Source organism: Flavobacterium sp. W22_SRS_FP1, assembly GCF_052113685.1.
Taxonomy (GTDB): domain Bacteria; phylum Bacteroidota; class Bacteroidia; order Flavobacteriales; family Flavobacteriaceae; genus Flavobacterium.
In genome coordinates this window covers 121,848-135,857 of the sequence record NZ_JBGQOE010000002.1, presented here as the reverse complement: position 1 = coordinate 135,857, position 14,010 = coordinate 121,848, and the positions used below count along the sequence as shown (strand labels likewise).

Annotated in this window: 15 protein-coding genes; 11 read left to right on the top strand and 4 right to left on the bottom strand. The window is 33.5% G+C overall.

Annotation, left to right across the window (positions count from 1 at the left end; translation table 11 throughout):
• Positions 1 to 165: 165 nt before the first annotated feature.
• Positions 166 to 1,533 (top strand): exopolysaccharide biosynthesis polyprenyl glycosylphosphotransferase, encoded by a 1,368-nt coding sequence (locus ACEN2H_RS01945; RefSeq protein ID WP_441729872.1) that lies wholly within the window; start codon positions 166 to 168, stop codon positions 1,531 to 1,533.
• A 2-nt stretch (positions 1,534 to 1,535) separates the two neighbouring features.
• Positions 1,536 to 2,312, top strand: a complete 777-nt coding sequence (locus ACEN2H_RS01940) for a glycosyltransferase family 2 protein (protein WP_441729870.1) — start codon at positions 1,536 to 1,538, stop codon at positions 2,310 to 2,312.
• On the opposite strand, the gene ACEN2H_RS01935 is transcribed toward ACEN2H_RS01940, so the two are convergent.
• Positions 2,302 to 3,612, bottom strand: coding sequence for a phenylacetate--CoA ligase family protein (locus ACEN2H_RS01935; protein WP_441729868.1), 1,311 nt, complete (start codon positions 3,610 to 3,612; stop codon positions 2,302 to 2,304). The genes ACEN2H_RS01940 and ACEN2H_RS01935 overlap by 11 nt on opposite strands.
• 131 nt (positions 3,613 to 3,743) lie before the next feature.
• Here ACEN2H_RS01935 and purD point away from each other — a divergent pair, with 131 nt between their 5' ends.
• On the top strand, positions 3,744 to 5,018 hold the full coding sequence (gene purD, locus ACEN2H_RS01930; RefSeq protein WP_441729866.1) for a phosphoribosylamine--glycine ligase: 1,275 nt from the start codon (positions 3,744 to 3,746) through the stop codon (positions 5,016 to 5,018).
• A 40-nt stretch (positions 5,019 to 5,058) separates the two neighbouring features.
• Here purD and ACEN2H_RS01925 read toward each other — a convergent pair whose 3' ends face one another.
• Complete coding sequence (locus ACEN2H_RS01925; protein WP_441729864.1) at positions 5,059 to 5,292, bottom strand: DUF6341 family protein; 234 nt, start codon at positions 5,290 to 5,292, stop codon at positions 5,059 to 5,061.
• A 122-nt stretch (positions 5,293 to 5,414) separates the two neighbouring features.
• On the opposite strand from ACEN2H_RS01925, the gene ACEN2H_RS01920 reads away from it, so the two are divergent.
• On the top strand, positions 5,415 to 6,344 hold the full coding sequence (locus tag ACEN2H_RS01920; protein WP_441729862.1) for a DUF6427 family protein: 930 nt from the start codon (positions 5,415 to 5,417) through the stop codon (positions 6,342 to 6,344).
• Here ACEN2H_RS01920 and upp read toward each other — a convergent pair.
• Positions 6,339 to 6,992 (bottom strand): uracil phosphoribosyltransferase, encoded by a 654-nt coding sequence (gene upp / locus ACEN2H_RS01915; protein WP_441729860.1) that lies wholly within the window; start codon positions 6,990 to 6,992, stop codon positions 6,339 to 6,341. The two genes, ACEN2H_RS01920 and upp, sit on opposite strands and share 6 nt — an antisense overlap.
• Before the next feature lie 134 nt (positions 6,993 to 7,126).
• Here upp and ACEN2H_RS01910 point away from each other — a divergent pair, with 134 nt between their 5' ends.
• Both ACEN2H_RS01910 and ACEN2H_RS01905 read left to right on the top strand, forming a co-directional pair.
• Positions 7,127 to 7,732, top strand: coding sequence for a DUF4254 domain-containing protein (locus ACEN2H_RS01910; protein ID WP_441729858.1), 606 nt, complete (start codon positions 7,127 to 7,129; stop codon positions 7,730 to 7,732).
• A 42-nt stretch (positions 7,733 to 7,774) separates the two neighbouring features.
• Entirely contained in the window at positions 7,775 to 8,785 is a 1,011-nt protein-coding gene (locus tag ACEN2H_RS01905) for a glycosyltransferase family 9 protein (RefSeq protein WP_441729856.1), read from the top strand.
• Between the two features lie 47 nt (positions 8,786 to 8,832).
• On the opposite strand, the gene ACEN2H_RS01900 is transcribed toward ACEN2H_RS01905, so the two are convergent.
• A complete protein-coding gene (locus ACEN2H_RS01900) occupies positions 8,833 to 9,885 on the bottom strand; it encodes a 2Fe-2S iron-sulfur cluster-binding protein (RefSeq protein ID WP_441729854.1) in 1,053 nt (350 codons plus the stop codon).
• Positions 9,886 to 10,037: 152 nt separating this feature from the next.
• On the opposite strand from ACEN2H_RS01900, the gene ACEN2H_RS01895 reads away from it, so the two are divergent.
• The 5 genes from ACEN2H_RS01895 to ACEN2H_RS01875 all read left to right on the top strand — a co-directional run bounded on the left by ACEN2H_RS01895 (position 10,038) and on the right by ACEN2H_RS01875 (position 13,959).
• Complete coding sequence (locus ACEN2H_RS01895) at positions 10,038 to 10,373, top strand: PadR family transcriptional regulator (RefSeq protein WP_441729852.1); 336 nt, start codon at positions 10,038 to 10,040, stop codon at positions 10,371 to 10,373.
• Positions 10,374 to 10,383: 10 nt separating this feature from the next.
• Positions 10,384 to 11,055, top strand: coding sequence for a hypothetical protein (locus tag ACEN2H_RS01890; RefSeq protein ID WP_441729850.1), 672 nt, complete (start codon positions 10,384 to 10,386; stop codon positions 11,053 to 11,055).
• Positions 11,056 to 11,063: 8 nt separating this feature from the next.
• Positions 11,064 to 11,738: a hypothetical protein gene (locus ACEN2H_RS01885; protein ID WP_441729848.1), complete on the top strand. Its 675-nt coding sequence runs from the start codon at positions 11,064 to 11,066 to the stop codon at positions 11,736 to 11,738.
• 68 nt (positions 11,739 to 11,806) lie between these two features.
• Positions 11,807 to 12,442, top strand: coding sequence for a hypothetical protein (locus ACEN2H_RS01880; protein ID WP_441729846.1), 636 nt, complete (start codon positions 11,807 to 11,809; stop codon positions 12,440 to 12,442).
• Positions 12,443 to 12,489: 47 nt separating this feature from the next.
• Positions 12,490 to 13,959: a DUF5687 family protein gene (locus ACEN2H_RS01875; RefSeq protein ID WP_441729844.1), complete on the top strand. Its 1,470-nt coding sequence runs from the start codon at positions 12,490 to 12,492 to the stop codon at positions 13,957 to 13,959.
• The last annotated feature ends 51 nt before the right edge of the window (positions 13,960 to 14,010 follow it).

The window sequence follows — 14,010 nt, the reverse complement described above, 5'->3', positions numbered from 1 at the left end:
TCATTAAAATTTAATTCAACAGAAGATAAACGGAATAGTATGTTAGACGGCGAATCTAGATCAGTTAAGAAAGTTGAAAGTTATATTAGAATAGTTCAAATTATTCTCAATGGTAAGTTTTTTGAGATAATAAACCTAAAATCATTTAGAGTATATTCAAAAATAATGAAAGGATCACGAATAGGAAGATATTCAAAATACATCAGACCAATCAGTGTTGCAATGGACTTCGTGATCATTTCGGTTATGGCATATTTATTTCTTGAGTACCTCGTTTCAGACGCGTTTAATTTCTTCATTTACATAGTAGCAGGCTGGATTATCGTTTCTTTTTTTAATCAGTTTTATAACGTATATCGTTTTACCACTGCAATCGAAATAATTTCAAAAATAATTAAACAAGGAGTTTTATTCCTTCTGGTCGTCATAGCTTTTTTTCCTTTTGCAAAAGAGGCCGTTTTTAGTGTCAATTCAATTGCGGTTTTCATCATGTCTAGCATAGTTTTGATTTCTATTTCGAAATTTATTTTATTTTATTGTTTAAAAAAGTACCGAATAATTACTGGGAGTAACCATAGAAAGGCAGTAATTATTGGATATTCTGCAGAAGCAATAGGTCTAAAAGAACTTTTTGAAACAAGGATCGATTATGGATACAAGTTTTCAGGATATTTTTCTGATAAATTTTCTAATCAAGATATTAAGGGGAAGTTGCAGGACCTTAAATCCTACGTTATAGAAAATAATATTGATGAAGTTTACTGTTCTTTGAATGAGGTAAGTAATTTGCAATTGAAAAATTTAATTGATTTTGCTGAAGAAAATAATAAAACGATAAAATTCATCCCAGATTCAAAAGAGATCTTTTCAAAAAATCTAAAAATAGATTATTACGATTTTTTCCCCGTACTCTCTCTAAGGAAAACGATATTAAATGATCCATTAATCAAAGTATTTAAACGGCTTTTTGACATTGTTTTTTCATTAGTTGTTATCATAGGGCTTCTGTCGTGGTTAGTTCCATTACTTTCTATTTTAATAAAACTCGAATCCAAAGGCCCCGTTTTCTTCAAGCAAGGGCGGCCCGGAATAGATGAAAACGAGTTTTTATGTTATAAATTTCGTTCTATGCAAATTAACGAATTGTCAGAGACGGAGGCCTCTAAAAATGATCCGAGAGTCACTAAAATAGGTAAATTTATGAGAAAGACCAGCTTGGATGAGATGCCTCAATTTATCAACGTTTTACTGGGCGATATGTCTATTGTGGGCCCGCGTCCTCATCTCTGGTGTCAAAATAAAGCGTACGTAAATAAGATTAAGAAATATACGGTTCGTTATTGTGTTAAACCAGGAATTACTGGATTGGCTCAAGTTAAAGGTTTTCGAGGCCAAATAGAAACTGAAAAGGATATGACCAATAGAATAAAAATGGATGTTTTTTATATCGAAAATTGGTCCTTGATTCTTGATTTAAAAATAATATATCAAACCGTCGTGAACATTTATAACGGAGATGAAAAAGCCTGTTAAAAATGGAAAGCCCACTTGTGTCCATAATAATTCCAACATTCAATTCCGGCAAATTCATTTTTGAAACGATTCGCTCTGTTCAAAATCAGACCTACGTCAACTGGGAAATTATTCTTGTAGACGATTGTTCTACAGACGAAACGGTTGCTATTATTTCAAGATGTACTCAAGAAGATAAGAGAATTCAAATGCTCGAATTAGCCGTGAATTCTGGAACAGGAGTGGCTAGGAACGCTGCTTTAGCTTCTGCCAAAGGGAAATACATTGCTTTTCTCGATGCCGATGATCTTTGGAAACCTAATAAATTAGAGGTGCAGATTAAGTTTATGCAAGCGAATAATCTGTCATTTACCTTTTCTTTTTATGATTGCATAGATGAAGAGGGAAAACCATTAAACAAAAGATTAGAAGCACCAATAAATCTGAGTTACCGTCAACTGTTTTACTGCAATTATATAGGAAACCTTACGGGAATATATGATGTAAATTACTTTGGTAAAATTCCTATTTCTGCTATTCGCAAACGCCAAGATTGGATGCTGTGGTTAACGGTTCTCAAAAAGATAAAAATTGCTCACCCTGTCCCTGAAAGCTTAGCGTATTACAGAGTAAGAGATAACTCCATATCGACTTCTAAATTGGATTTGATAAATTATAATTTTGCTGTTTATAGAAAGTTTCATGGTTTTAGTTTTCTTAGCGCTGTAGTTTGTATGGAACTATTTTTATTCACTCAGTTGCTAATAAAACCCAATTATATAAAGGCAATTAGACCATAGATTTAAATTGTTTCAACTTTCCTCTTTTGTTCCTTTTTAAACTCGGTTTTCTTATAAAAATAAACTTCAAGTTGGGTTCTAGATATAGAATAATAGCTTGCTCAATTTTTTCAATTTGCAGGAGATTTAATTCAGTTTCACTGACATATTGTACCTCAAAAGTATCTGTTTGTTTTTGTTCTATGACAAATTCTTTTACGTTGCCATCATCCTCGATGGCGCTTTTTGTGATGTAATAAAAGCTTAATCCAGGTGCTTTTTTTCCGCTAGGTAATACAGCAATATCATTAGTTCTTCCAATTAGTTTTTTTAGAATCGGTTTTTGCAAAGTACTTTTTTCATCCAAAATCCCAATATCGCCAATGTCATACCGAATAAAAGGATGTGCTTTATTAAAAAGTGAAGTAATTACAATCCGACCTTCTTGTCCATAGGGCAATACAGCGTCATTTTCGTCTAAAATCTCTACAAATAAGGTTTCCGAGTTCATTTGCCATTCTCCTTCTGGATTCCGAAAAGCTATTAAATCAAGTTCTGATGCACCGTATTCATTGATAATGGGAATGCCTAATTGTTTTTCTAAAAGGACTTTGTCATCTTCAAAAAGCATTTCGGAAGTAACCATACAAACTTTAAGGGAAGGACAAATGTCTTTTAGTACGATGTTTTTTCGCTCCAAATATTTAGCAAAAAGTACAATAGAGCTCGTGTACCCATTTATGTAGTCGAATTTTTTAAGTCTAAAGTGAGTAAGAAATCCTTCCAAAACAGCATCAGACAAGTCAAAAATGGCAAAGCGAAAGCGGTTGCTTAAAAAATCTTTAAATCGCTCTTTTTTATTACCTATGAAATCCATCGGGATTCCATAAAAACGTGCTTGGTAAGAGGTATTAAAATCAATACCGTACCAGCCAAATCTATAAATATTTGAAGCCCATGTCAAAGCATGGCAGTATTTGTCTTTGGCAAAAATAAAAGGATTACCGCTTGAGCCTGAAGTTTTATTTAGGTAGATGTTTTTAAGTGTGTAGCCGAAAGAAAGACGTTCCTGCAGTGGTTTTTGCAAGTTTTTTTTACTCAAAATCGGGAGTTTATCCCAATTATTAAAATCTTTTTCACCGACTAATTCACGATAAAACGGATTGTTTTCAAAATGAAAATTTACGATTGCTCTTTTTTTTTGCTCAATATGAGCCTCCTGATCCTTTGGAGATAATGCTATGATTTTCAGTAAATCGGCTTTAGCTCTTTTTATCGGGTAAGCGTTTAGTTGAAGTGATAAGTCAAAAATAGATAGCATTTTATGTGTTTATTTCCTCAAAAATAATATTAAACAACAACTAAATAAGACGAACCAACAAGTTTTTAAAAATTAATTATTATTTCCGTACAAAAGCAATTATTTTTGCACAACAACTAAAATAACAACACATGAATATTTTACTATTGGGTTCAGGAGGAAGAGAACACGCATTTGCATGGAAAATGATTCAAAGTCCACTTTGTGACACACTTTTTGTAGCACCAGGTAACGCAGGAACCGCTCCGATTGCAACGAACGTCAACATGAGTCCGACTGATTTTGATGCTATAAAAATATTTGTAATAGAGGAAAAAGTAGAAATGGTTGTTGTGGGCCCCGAAGACCCTTTGGTAAAAGGGATATATGATTTTTTTCTAAATGATGATAAATTAAGCCATATACCAGTTATAGGGCCATCAAAAATAGGGGCACAACTAGAAGGAAGTAAAGAGTTCGCAAAGGAATTTCTTGTGAAACACAATATTCCAACGGCAGGCTACGATAGTTTTACCGCTGAGACTGTAGAAAAAGGATGTGATTTCCTAGAAACTTTAAAACCTCCATATGTGTTGAAAGCAGATGGTCTAGCTGCCGGGAAAGGCGTTTTGATTATTCATGATTTGGCGGAAGCCAAAGAGGAGTTAAGAAACATGTTAGTAAACAAAAAATTTGGTGCTGCAAGTTCAAAAGTGGTTATTGAAGAATTCCTTGACGGAATAGAATTAAGTTGTTTTGTTCTTACGGATGGAAAAAATTACAAAATACTACCTACAGCCAAAGATTACAAACGCATAGGTGAAGGCGACACAGGACTCAATACGGGCGGAATGGGAGCCGTTTCCCCAGTTCCTTACGTAGATGCTGTTTTGATGGAAAAAATAGAAACACGCATCGTTAAACCTACAATTGACGGTTTCCAGAAAGATGGTATACCCTACAAAGGCTTTGTATTTATTGGGTTGATTAATGTAAATAACGAACCTATTGTTATTGAATACAATGTCAGAATGGGCGATCCAGAAACCGAAGTGGTAATTCCGAGACTAAAAACAGATTTAGTTGAGTTGTTTTTGGCTGTAGCCAATGAAAAGCTAGACGAAATCACACTTGAAATAGACCAAAGAAGTGCAACTACTGTTATGCTTGTGTCTGGCGGCTATCCTGAAGAGTTCGAAAAAGGAAAAGTTATTTCTGGATTAGAAAACATCAGCGATTCAATTGTTTTTCATGCAGGAACAAAGCTAAATGGCAATGAAGTTGTAACTAATGGAGGAAGAGTATTGGCCGTAACGTCTTATGGTGATGATTTCCAAGAGGCCATAAAAAAATCTTATCAAAACATAGAAAAGCTACATTTTGATAAGATGAATTTTAGAAAAGATATCGGTAACGATTTACTTTAAAAAGTAGCTTGCCTAATCCCAAAATTTGGGGTTAGGTAATTTATTTTTTAAAGAAAGAGTGCGCGGTAGTATCTTGGTTTTCTTCGCCATTGTCTTCAAATATTTTCAATTGTTTGATCCAATATACCATTGCAACAGTACCAATAATCATGAACATCCAATTGATTGTATTAGCTGCAAACCAAGATTGAAGTTCCAAAGAACGTAAAAAATCTAGGGGAGCAAATAAAATATTAACAAATAGGTATTGAATTCCTTCAAAAAATGCTTTCATATCGTATAAAATTATGTTGTTATTTTTTTAATTCTCAGCGCAAAGTATATTCTTTTTCAACTTAAGGGTTTCCTTTTTAAACAAGTATTATATTTACAGCTACAAAAGTATAAAATATCCTTATGATTACAAGTGTTTTTAGAAAATCTACACCATTAAATTTTTCTCTTGTTGTATTTTTAATTTTATTCTTTTTTTTCATTTATCAAATTCAGGATTTGAGTTGGACTGATTCTGCTTATCTGATTTTTGAAAAATTCGGGTTGCTGTCTGTTTTGTTAGCGTCAATTTTTGTTGAAAACTTTGTCTCCAAGAAGAATAGACTGAGTAAAGGCAGTAGTTACACAGTTTTATTCTACTTATTATTTCTGCTTTTTTTTCCTTCTATTTTAGATAATATCAATTTAATTTTTTCTAATTTCTTTATCCTTTTAGCGCTTCGAAGATTAATTTCGCTTCAGTCACTAACGGCATCCAAAGAAAAAATATTCGATGCTTCTTTATGGGTTTTTGTAGCTGCTTTGTTCCATTTTTGGAGCATTATTTTTATCGTATTGGTTTTTATTTCTATAATGTTTCACGTTGCACGAGATTATAGAAATTGGATATTGCCATTTATTGCTTTTTTTGCTGTTGGAATTATTTTCACGGTTTTTTCATTAGCATTCAATGTAGATGGGGTCGAATATATAAACAGAAGTGTAAAAACCAGTTTCGAGATCAGCTATTTCACTAATAATTACCAAAACGCCGCATTGTCAATTTACGCAACCGTAGCTTTATTTTTTGTCATCTCAATGTTTGGAACATTGTCAAGCAGACCTTTAGTGCTGCACTCCGCGTTCAAAAAAATAGTAGCCTCCTTTTTCATTGGAGTATTAATTTTCTTGGTATCTTCAAACAAAAGCAATGATTTGCTGATTTTTACAATAGCGCCTTTGGCAATGATGGCAACGGCCCACATCGAGCTACCGCAATTAAAGCTGAAGCAAGAAATGGTTTTAGTGGTTCTTATTGCTTGTAGTTTATTCTCTTTTTTCTCTCAATTATAATTTATTACCATAAGCGAGGTCTCCTGCATCACCAAGTCCCGGAACAATATAGCTATGTTCGTCTAGTTTCTCATCTATAGAAGCAATCCAAAGATGGCAATTATCGGGCAACTTACTTTCAAGATGTGCAATTCCTTCAGGTGCGGCAATAACCACGGCGATATGGATTTCCTTTGGATGTTCTTTTTCCATGAGTTTATTAAAAACAGCTATTATTGACTGCCCAGTGGCAAGCATAGGATCAACAAGCAGTAAGTATTTCCCATTAAAATTGGCAATGGCTTGGTATTCAACTTCTATAGTAAAGTAATCGTCATTATTGGGATGGTGTCGACGGGCTGAAATAAAACCGTTTTCTGCCTGATCAAAATAATTCAAAAACCCCATATGTAAGGGCAATCCTGCACGTAAAACGGAACAAATAACCAACTGATCCGAAATTGCTGTGGTTTTTTTTACACCCAATGGAGTTTTAATTTCGATATCCTCATAATGCAATTCCTTACTCAACTCATAAGACATTATTTCGCCGATACGTTCTATATTCCTTCGAAAACGCATACTGTCATTATGTATGTTTACATTCCTTATTTGGGCCAAAAAATGGTTTAGGACACTATTTGTTTTTGATAAATCATGAATTTGCATGGTTATTCTTTATTTAATTTTTTGATTACGGCAATCAATTTAGATCTTGTTTTAGCTATCAAAAATAGATTTGTTATTTGTTATTTTTTATAAAAGTATAAAAAGTATCTTTGTAAGTATAAAAATATAAAATTATGTTTTCAAAACTAGCGTATTCAATATTCGAAAGAAGTATTAAAGATTATCATGAATTTGATAATGTGGACCAACCTATAAATAACCCATTCTCGAAAGACAAATTTGAACATTTATTATATGTTAAAAATTGGATCGACACGGTCCAATGGCATTTTGAAGATATTATTCGCGATCCAAATATTGACCCAGTAGCAGCATTGACCCTGAAAAGAAGAATTGATGCTTCAAACCAGGAGCGCACAGATATGGTGGAATATATTGACGGTTATTTTTTGAAAAAATACAGTGACGTAAAAGTGAAAGAAAATGCTAAAATAAATTCTGAAAGTCCTGCATGGGCATTTGACAGATTATCGATTTTAGCTTTGAAAATTTACCATATGAATGAGGAAGCGACTCGTGAAGAAGCTTCTCAGGATCACCGAGATAAATGCCAAACAAAATTAAATATCTTGTTAGAACAAAGAACAGATTTATCGACTGCGATTGATGATTTGTTGACAGATATTGAAAACGGTGATAAATTCATGAAAGTGTACAAGCAAATGAAAATGTACAATGATGACGAACTGAACCCTGTTTTGTACCAAGGAAAAAAATAATTGGCATTTCCTTTGCCAAATAAAATTAAACATATAGCCGTCATGAGACTTTCCGCAATGGGAGATGTCGCCATGACGGTTCCTGTTTTACGAGCATTTGTAGATCAATATCCAGAAATTAAGATAACAGTCATTTCGCGTCCTTTTTTCAAACCTTTTTTTGAAGGAATTCCAAATATTTCTTTTTTTGCTTTTGATGAAAAAGTGCAGCACAAAGGATTTCTTGGATTGTTGCGCTTGTTCCAAGATTTACAACAATTAGATGTCGATGCCTTCGCCGATTTGCACAATGTGCTGCGTTCAAAAATTATCAGAACACTTTTTGCTTTAAGCGGAAAAAGAATAGCTTCGGTTGATAAAGGGCGGGAAGGAAAAAAAGCATTGACTCGTAGTGAAAATAAAATTTTTAAGCAACTGCCAACGATGTTTGAAAGACATGCAAAAGTTTTTGAAGAACTTGGATTTGCATTGAATTTGGTTAATCCTATTTTCCCAAGAAAAGCCGTTTTAGATAAGGAAATAAAGGTGATAATTGGAGATGAAGAGCAACAACTAATAGGAATTGCCCCTTTTGCCCAGTACGATTCTAAAGTCTATCCTCTAGACTTAATGCTGGCAGTAATCCAAGAATTGTCAAAAATTTCGAACAATAAAATTTTACTTTTTGGAGGAGGAGCAAAGGAAATAGAAATATTGGATTCCTTTTCGAATAATAAAAACAATGTTATTAATATGGCAGGTAAAGTCAAGTTGGAGCAAGAACTTGAACTGATTAGTAACCTCGATGTTATGCTTTCTATGGATTCAGGAAATGCACATATCGCTGCAATGCTGGGCGTAAAAGTCATTTCACTTTATGGTGTGACCCATCCTTTTGCAGGTTTTGCCCCTTTCAATCAACCGATCGAAAATGCATTGGTAGCAGACAGGAAGGAATATCCTTTATTGCCAACCTCTGTTTATGGTAACATAAAAGTAGCAGGTTATGAAGATGCCATGCGAACTATTTCTTCAGAATCTATCGTTGAGAAGATCAACAGCTCCTTAAAATAAAAAAACTCCCTTTTTCAAGGAAGTTTCATTTAAAATGCAACTATTTATTAAACGTCATCATAATCCACATAAACGCTTTCTGATGTAGGATGCGCTTGACAAGTAAGAACAAGTCCAGCAGCAATTTCTCCATCGGTCAGAATAGAGTTTTTTGTCATTTCAGCAGTTCCGGAAGTTACACGAGCCAGACAACTACTGCAGATTCCGCCTTGGCAGGAGTAGGGAGCATCGATTCCTTGCTTAAGTGCTGCCTCAAGAATTGTTTGTTTTTGAGACATTTCAAAAGTGGTTTCTTCATCGTCTACCATAATTGTAATTTTCGAATGACCTTCTAGCGATTCTTTTATTACAGTTTCATGTGAGGACGTAGTGAAAAGCTCAAATTTTATAGCTGATTCTTTTACGTTTTTTTCTTTTAATACTTCCGTAACAGTTTCAATCATTGCTTCAGGACCGCACAAATAGAATTTATCAAATGCCAGTTCTTTATGTTTGTTATTCAACACAAAATTTACAGTAGATTTCTCTATTCGACCAAACAAAGCATTTTCCACTTTGGCTTGACTGTAAACGTTGTGAACAAATAAACGGCTTACATATTTTAACTGCAAATCATGTAATTCTTGATGAAAAATCGTTTCCTCGGGCGTTTTATTCCCGTAAACAAGAACAAAAGAACTTTTAGGTTCGCTTATTAACATCGACTTAATGATCGACATAACAGGTGTTATTCCGCTTCCAGATACAAAAGCAGCATAGTTTTTTTGACGGTCTGACTTAGGTTCAAAAGTAAATTTACCTTCCGGTTTCCCTACTTCAAGTGCGTCACCCGCTTTTAGTTTGCCATTGGCAAATTGAGAAAAAGTCCCGTTTTTAACAGCTTTAACAGCAATTCGCAATTCACCGCTTTCTGGTGATGAACATATCGAGTAGGCGCGACGAATTTCTTCTCCGTCCAGCTTCAATCTTAAGTTAAGGTACTGACCTGGAATAAATGCATAGTTGGTTTTTAGTTCTTCGGGAACATTAAAAAGTATAGAAACGGCGGCGGCTGTTTCGCGTTTTACTTCTTTTATTATTAATTTTAAAAAGGATGACATGAGCTATTTTTTTTACAAAGATAGGAAACAGATTAGTTTTCTTTAAATCAAAATATTGAAATTTTACATACATAAGAACCCAATGTATAAGAAACTTATGTATATTTGGTTTTCAAAATGAGATTGTCACTTGTCTCGCAATGATTAAAAAAATGAAAAACTCACAATTGTATAAAGGAAGTTTAAATACCATCATCATGAAGTTGCTGGAGGAAAACGGCAAGATGTATGGCTATGAAATCACGCAAAAGGTAAAGGGTATTACTCAAGGCGAACTCAATATTACCGAGGGTGCTTTGTATCCTGCCTTACACAAACTCGAAGCCGAAGGCATTCTGGACGTAGAAATAGAAAGGGTAGACAACCGCATGCGAAAATACTATAAACTGACTGAAACGGGGGAAAAGGAAACGGTAAACCGACTTGCTGAAATGGAAAATTTTATCCGGAACATGCAGAGTTTAGTGAATCCGAAACTAGCCATTTAATTTTTATGCTATGAAACTAACCACCGAACAAATAGAATACGTTGAAAATTATATTATTTCGAAGGACATTAAATATTATGAGTTACAAATAGAACTGACGGATCATATGGTGACAAGTATGGAAGAGTTCTGGAAAAAAGACCCTGAATTAACTTTTCATCAGGTGAAATACTATGCCGAAGATAAATTTGGCAGAAACGGATTTAAAGCAATTGAAGAGGAGCGTACTCAAATTCTTAGAAAAGAGTTTAAAAGAGCACAATTAAAAATGGTTGCAGAGTATTTTAAATTCCCAAAAATTATTTTAAGTATTCTGTTAGCCTTTTTAGCTTTTAAGGCATCTTTTTATTTTGATGAACCAGTAAATTTTGTTGCAAAGTTATTCGGTTTATTAGTAATACTTAGTATCCCAGCGCTCTACTCTTTTTACACAAATAGAAAAATTAAAGGGAAACGTTTTTTACAATTAAATATGAGTCATAGTACTTTCTCAGGAATTTTCGTAATTATGTACTGGGTAATATATCTATTAGATTCTTTTAAGGAGTCGGTTCAATCGCATCCAATTTTAATATTACCCTTCTGTTGTTTATGGGTATTGGGAATATTATTTTTAATTACAGGAATTCATCTTCAAACGAAGACAATCGAGAACGTAAAAAACCAATACCAACTGATTTAATTTTTGCTATGAAATTAACCAACCAACAAATCACAACGATAGAAGAAACCTTAGTTTTAAACGGAGTTGTCTATGACGATATCAAGCTTGAATTATTAGATCATATTGCTACGGAAATTGAGTCGGAAATCAGTATCGAAGATAAAGCTTTTGAGGTTATTTTAAAAGAGGTGTTCGAAAGATGGAAACCGCAATTGAGACCAACATCTCATAATTTATTATTGGGTTATGGGTTTTTAGCTCCAAAGATTATTTCGGATAAATTTGCCGATGACAAGAAAAAGGAACTAATTGCTGCAGGAATTATTGCCAGTTTATTTACTATTTTAATTTTATTGATTAATAATGAGTTTAAAGAGCCATCAGTTTTATTAGCAATGGTATTTTTTTTGCAAGCATCAGCCGTAGTTGGCGCATTATTGATGACAAGTGGTAAATTATACATTTTAAAATCTAAAATAAAGACCACTCATCTATTCCGGTTTAACAAAAATTTTAATTTGCTTCTGCTTTACGGTTTGCTAATTGGCTTTGGTTGTTTCCCTATTCTGCCTTTTAATAAAAGCATAGAAATAAAAGTATTTTCCTTAATTACAACGTTGATTTATTTGTTCTTAATTTATGGGAGTCTAAAGCTTTTTTACAAACATTTCCAATTTGAAAACAAAATGAAAGTTATATGAAACTAACCACCCAACAAATAGACCAGCTGTTCACTTTTACTCGCCAGCATTATGTGGAATGGTACGATTTGCAATCAGAACTAGTCGATCATCTCGGAAATGCCATTGAAACGCAATGGCAAGAAAATCCTAAACTTAGTTTTGATCAAGCCCTAAATATCGAATTCAAGAAGTTTGGTGTCTTTGGGTTTATGGATGTGGTAGAAAAACGTCAAGCAGTTTTAGGTAAAAAGTATAACGGTTTGGTGCGGCAACATTTAAAAGATTTCTTTGGAGTCCCAAAGATTTTCTTGACTGTATTACTGACGCTGGGATTGTTTAGTGTTTTGAAGGTAAGTATTTATGGTAAATGGATTTTTATTGGCTTTTATATTACTTTATTAGGACTGGCATTTTATAAGTTAATCAAAGACGGTTTCCTCAAAAAAAAGAAAAAACAAACAGCAGAAAAAAAATGGTTGTTTGAACAAATAATTCGTCAATATGGGGGGTTTGCAGGAATCATTATTCTTCCGTTTAATATATTTGTTCAAATCTTTATTCACGCAGATGATTTTTTAGGAAATGACTATTACATACTTGGCTTAAGTTTTTTTCTGGTACTATTTAGCCTAATGCTTTTTATCATATTTAAAGTTATTCCAGCCAAGGCAGAAGAATATTTACTTGCGACTTACCCAGAATATAAATTAGAAAAGCTGTAACATTTTCTTACTTTTAAATACTTATTGTAAAACCAAATCATCAAACCATGTTCAAACGTTTTATTTACCTAGAATGGAAGGCTTTTACTAGATCAGCTTCTTTCGCAACTAATATAGCTCTGAAAATCGTTACGGGGTTTATCGCCATTTATTTTACCTTGGTTTTTTTAGCTTTAGGAATTGGAGCTTTTTATATTCTAAAGAAAATGAATCTAGATCCTCTAATAACAGTAAATAAATTCATGATTTACTATGTATTGACGGATTTAGTTATAAGGTTCATGTTGCAAAAAATCCCCTTGATGAACATTCGTCCCTTGTTGATTTTCCCCATAGAAAAATCCACGATTGTACATTTCTCTTTGGGAAAAACTATTTTGTCATTTTTTAATTTAGTGCATGGATTTTTTCTAATTCCATTTAGTGTTGTTTTAATCGTCGAAGGTTATGATCCAGTATCAGTAATACTTTGGTTTATTGCGCTGTTTTCATTGCTGTACATTAATAATTTTGTCAATATAATATTGAGTAATAAAGACAATTTATTCGCTATTTTCCTTGGAATTGTTGCTGTTTTAGCCGGTTTACAGTATTATGAATTGTTTAATATCACGGATTATACCGCACCATTATTTGATGCTGTTTTCAACACCTATTGGGCCTTTATCATTCCGGTCTTGGTTTTAGTCGCGTTATATTATGTTACGTTCCAGTATTTCAAGAATGATTTATACCTCGATGCTGGATTGACTAGCAAACTTGATATCGCCAAAACAGAAGAGTTGACTTGGTTGAACCAATTTGGAACCGTAGGAACGTTCTTGAAAAATGACATAAAATTAATCAAAAGGAACAAACGATCTAAGACTACTGTGGGCTTAAGCGTTATGTTTCTTTTTTATGGACTTCTTTTTTTTACAAACGGAATCGAAGCGTATAACAATCCTATAATGCACATTTTTGCTGGAATTTTTGTTTCTGGCGGGTTTCTGATCACCTTCGGGCAATTTGTACCGAGTTGGGATAGCTCTTATTACCAGTTAATGATGACCCAAAACGTTCCTTATAAAGGTTATTTGAGTTCTAAATGGTGGCTGATGGTAATTGCTACTATAGTTACCACAACAATCGCATCTTTCTATCTTTACTTTGGATTTCAGGTGTATTTAACCATTGTTGTAGGTGCAATTTATAATATAGGTGTCAATTCACATCTGGTTTTGTTGGGTGGTGCCTACACGAAAACACCAATTGACTTGAGTTCTGGTAAAGGTGCTTTTGGCGACAAAAAAGCATTTAATATTAAAACCATGCTGATTTCGATACCGCAGCTGGCGTTACCTGTTTTATTGTATTGGATAGGCTCAACTTTAGCAAATGCCAATTTGGGTTTACTGTTAGTGGCATCGGTAGGAGTATTAGGTTTTGCTTTAAAAGACAAAGCTTTCTCCTTGATCGAAAAGATCTATAAGTCCGAGAAATACGCAACAATTGCCGCTTATAAACAAAAAGGATAAGCTTCTGTTTTCAGCAAGCGACAAACTAAATCAACAATTAATCGAATAAAT

Excerpts from the sequence above, each read along its gene's own strand:
- ACEN2H_RS01900 (WP_441729854.1), bottom strand. The coding sequence starts at position 9,885 with ATGTCATCCTTTTTAAAATTAATAATAAAAGAAGTAAAACGCGAAACA.
- ACEN2H_RS01875 (WP_441729844.1), top strand. The coding sequence starts at position 12,490 with ATGTTCAAACGTTTTATTTACCTAGAATGGAAGGCTTTTACTAGATCA.
- ACEN2H_RS01935 (WP_441729868.1), bottom strand. The coding sequence starts at position 3,612 with ATGCTATCTATTTTTGACTTATCACTTCAACTAAACGCTTACCCGATA.
- ACEN2H_RS01885 (WP_441729848.1), top strand. The coding sequence starts at position 11,064 with ATGAAATTAACCAACCAACAAATCACAACGATAGAAGAAACCTTAGTT.
- ACEN2H_RS01890 (WP_441729850.1), top strand. The coding sequence starts at position 10,384 with ATGAAACTAACCACCGAACAAATAGAATACGTTGAAAATTATATTATT.
- upp (WP_441729860.1), bottom strand. The coding sequence starts at position 6,992 with ATGCAAATTCATGATTTATCAAAAACAAATAGTGTCCTAAACCATTTT.
- ACEN2H_RS01895 (WP_441729852.1), top strand. The coding sequence starts at position 10,038 with ATGAAAAACTCACAATTGTATAAAGGAAGTTTAAATACCATCATCATG.
- purD (WP_441729866.1), top strand. The coding sequence starts at position 3,744 with ATGAATATTTTACTATTGGGTTCAGGAGGAAGAGAACACGCATTTGCA.
- ACEN2H_RS01920 (WP_441729862.1), top strand. The coding sequence starts at position 5,415 with ATGATTACAAGTGTTTTTAGAAAATCTACACCATTAAATTTTTCTCTT.
- ACEN2H_RS01905 (WP_441729856.1), top strand. The coding sequence starts at position 7,775 with ATGAGACTTTCCGCAATGGGAGATGTCGCCATGACGGTTCCTGTTTTA.
- ACEN2H_RS01925 (WP_441729864.1), bottom strand. The coding sequence starts at position 5,292 with ATGAAAGCATTTTTTGAAGGAATTCAATACCTATTTGTTAATATTTTA.
- ACEN2H_RS01940 (WP_441729870.1), top strand. The coding sequence starts at position 1,536 with ATGGAAAGCCCACTTGTGTCCATAATAATTCCAACATTCAATTCCGGC.
- ACEN2H_RS01945 (WP_441729872.1), top strand. The coding sequence starts at position 166 with ATGAAAGGATCACGAATAGGAAGATATTCAAAATACATCAGACCAATC.
- ACEN2H_RS01910 (WP_441729858.1), top strand. The coding sequence starts at position 7,127 with ATGTTTTCAAAACTAGCGTATTCAATATTCGAAAGAAGTATTAAAGAT.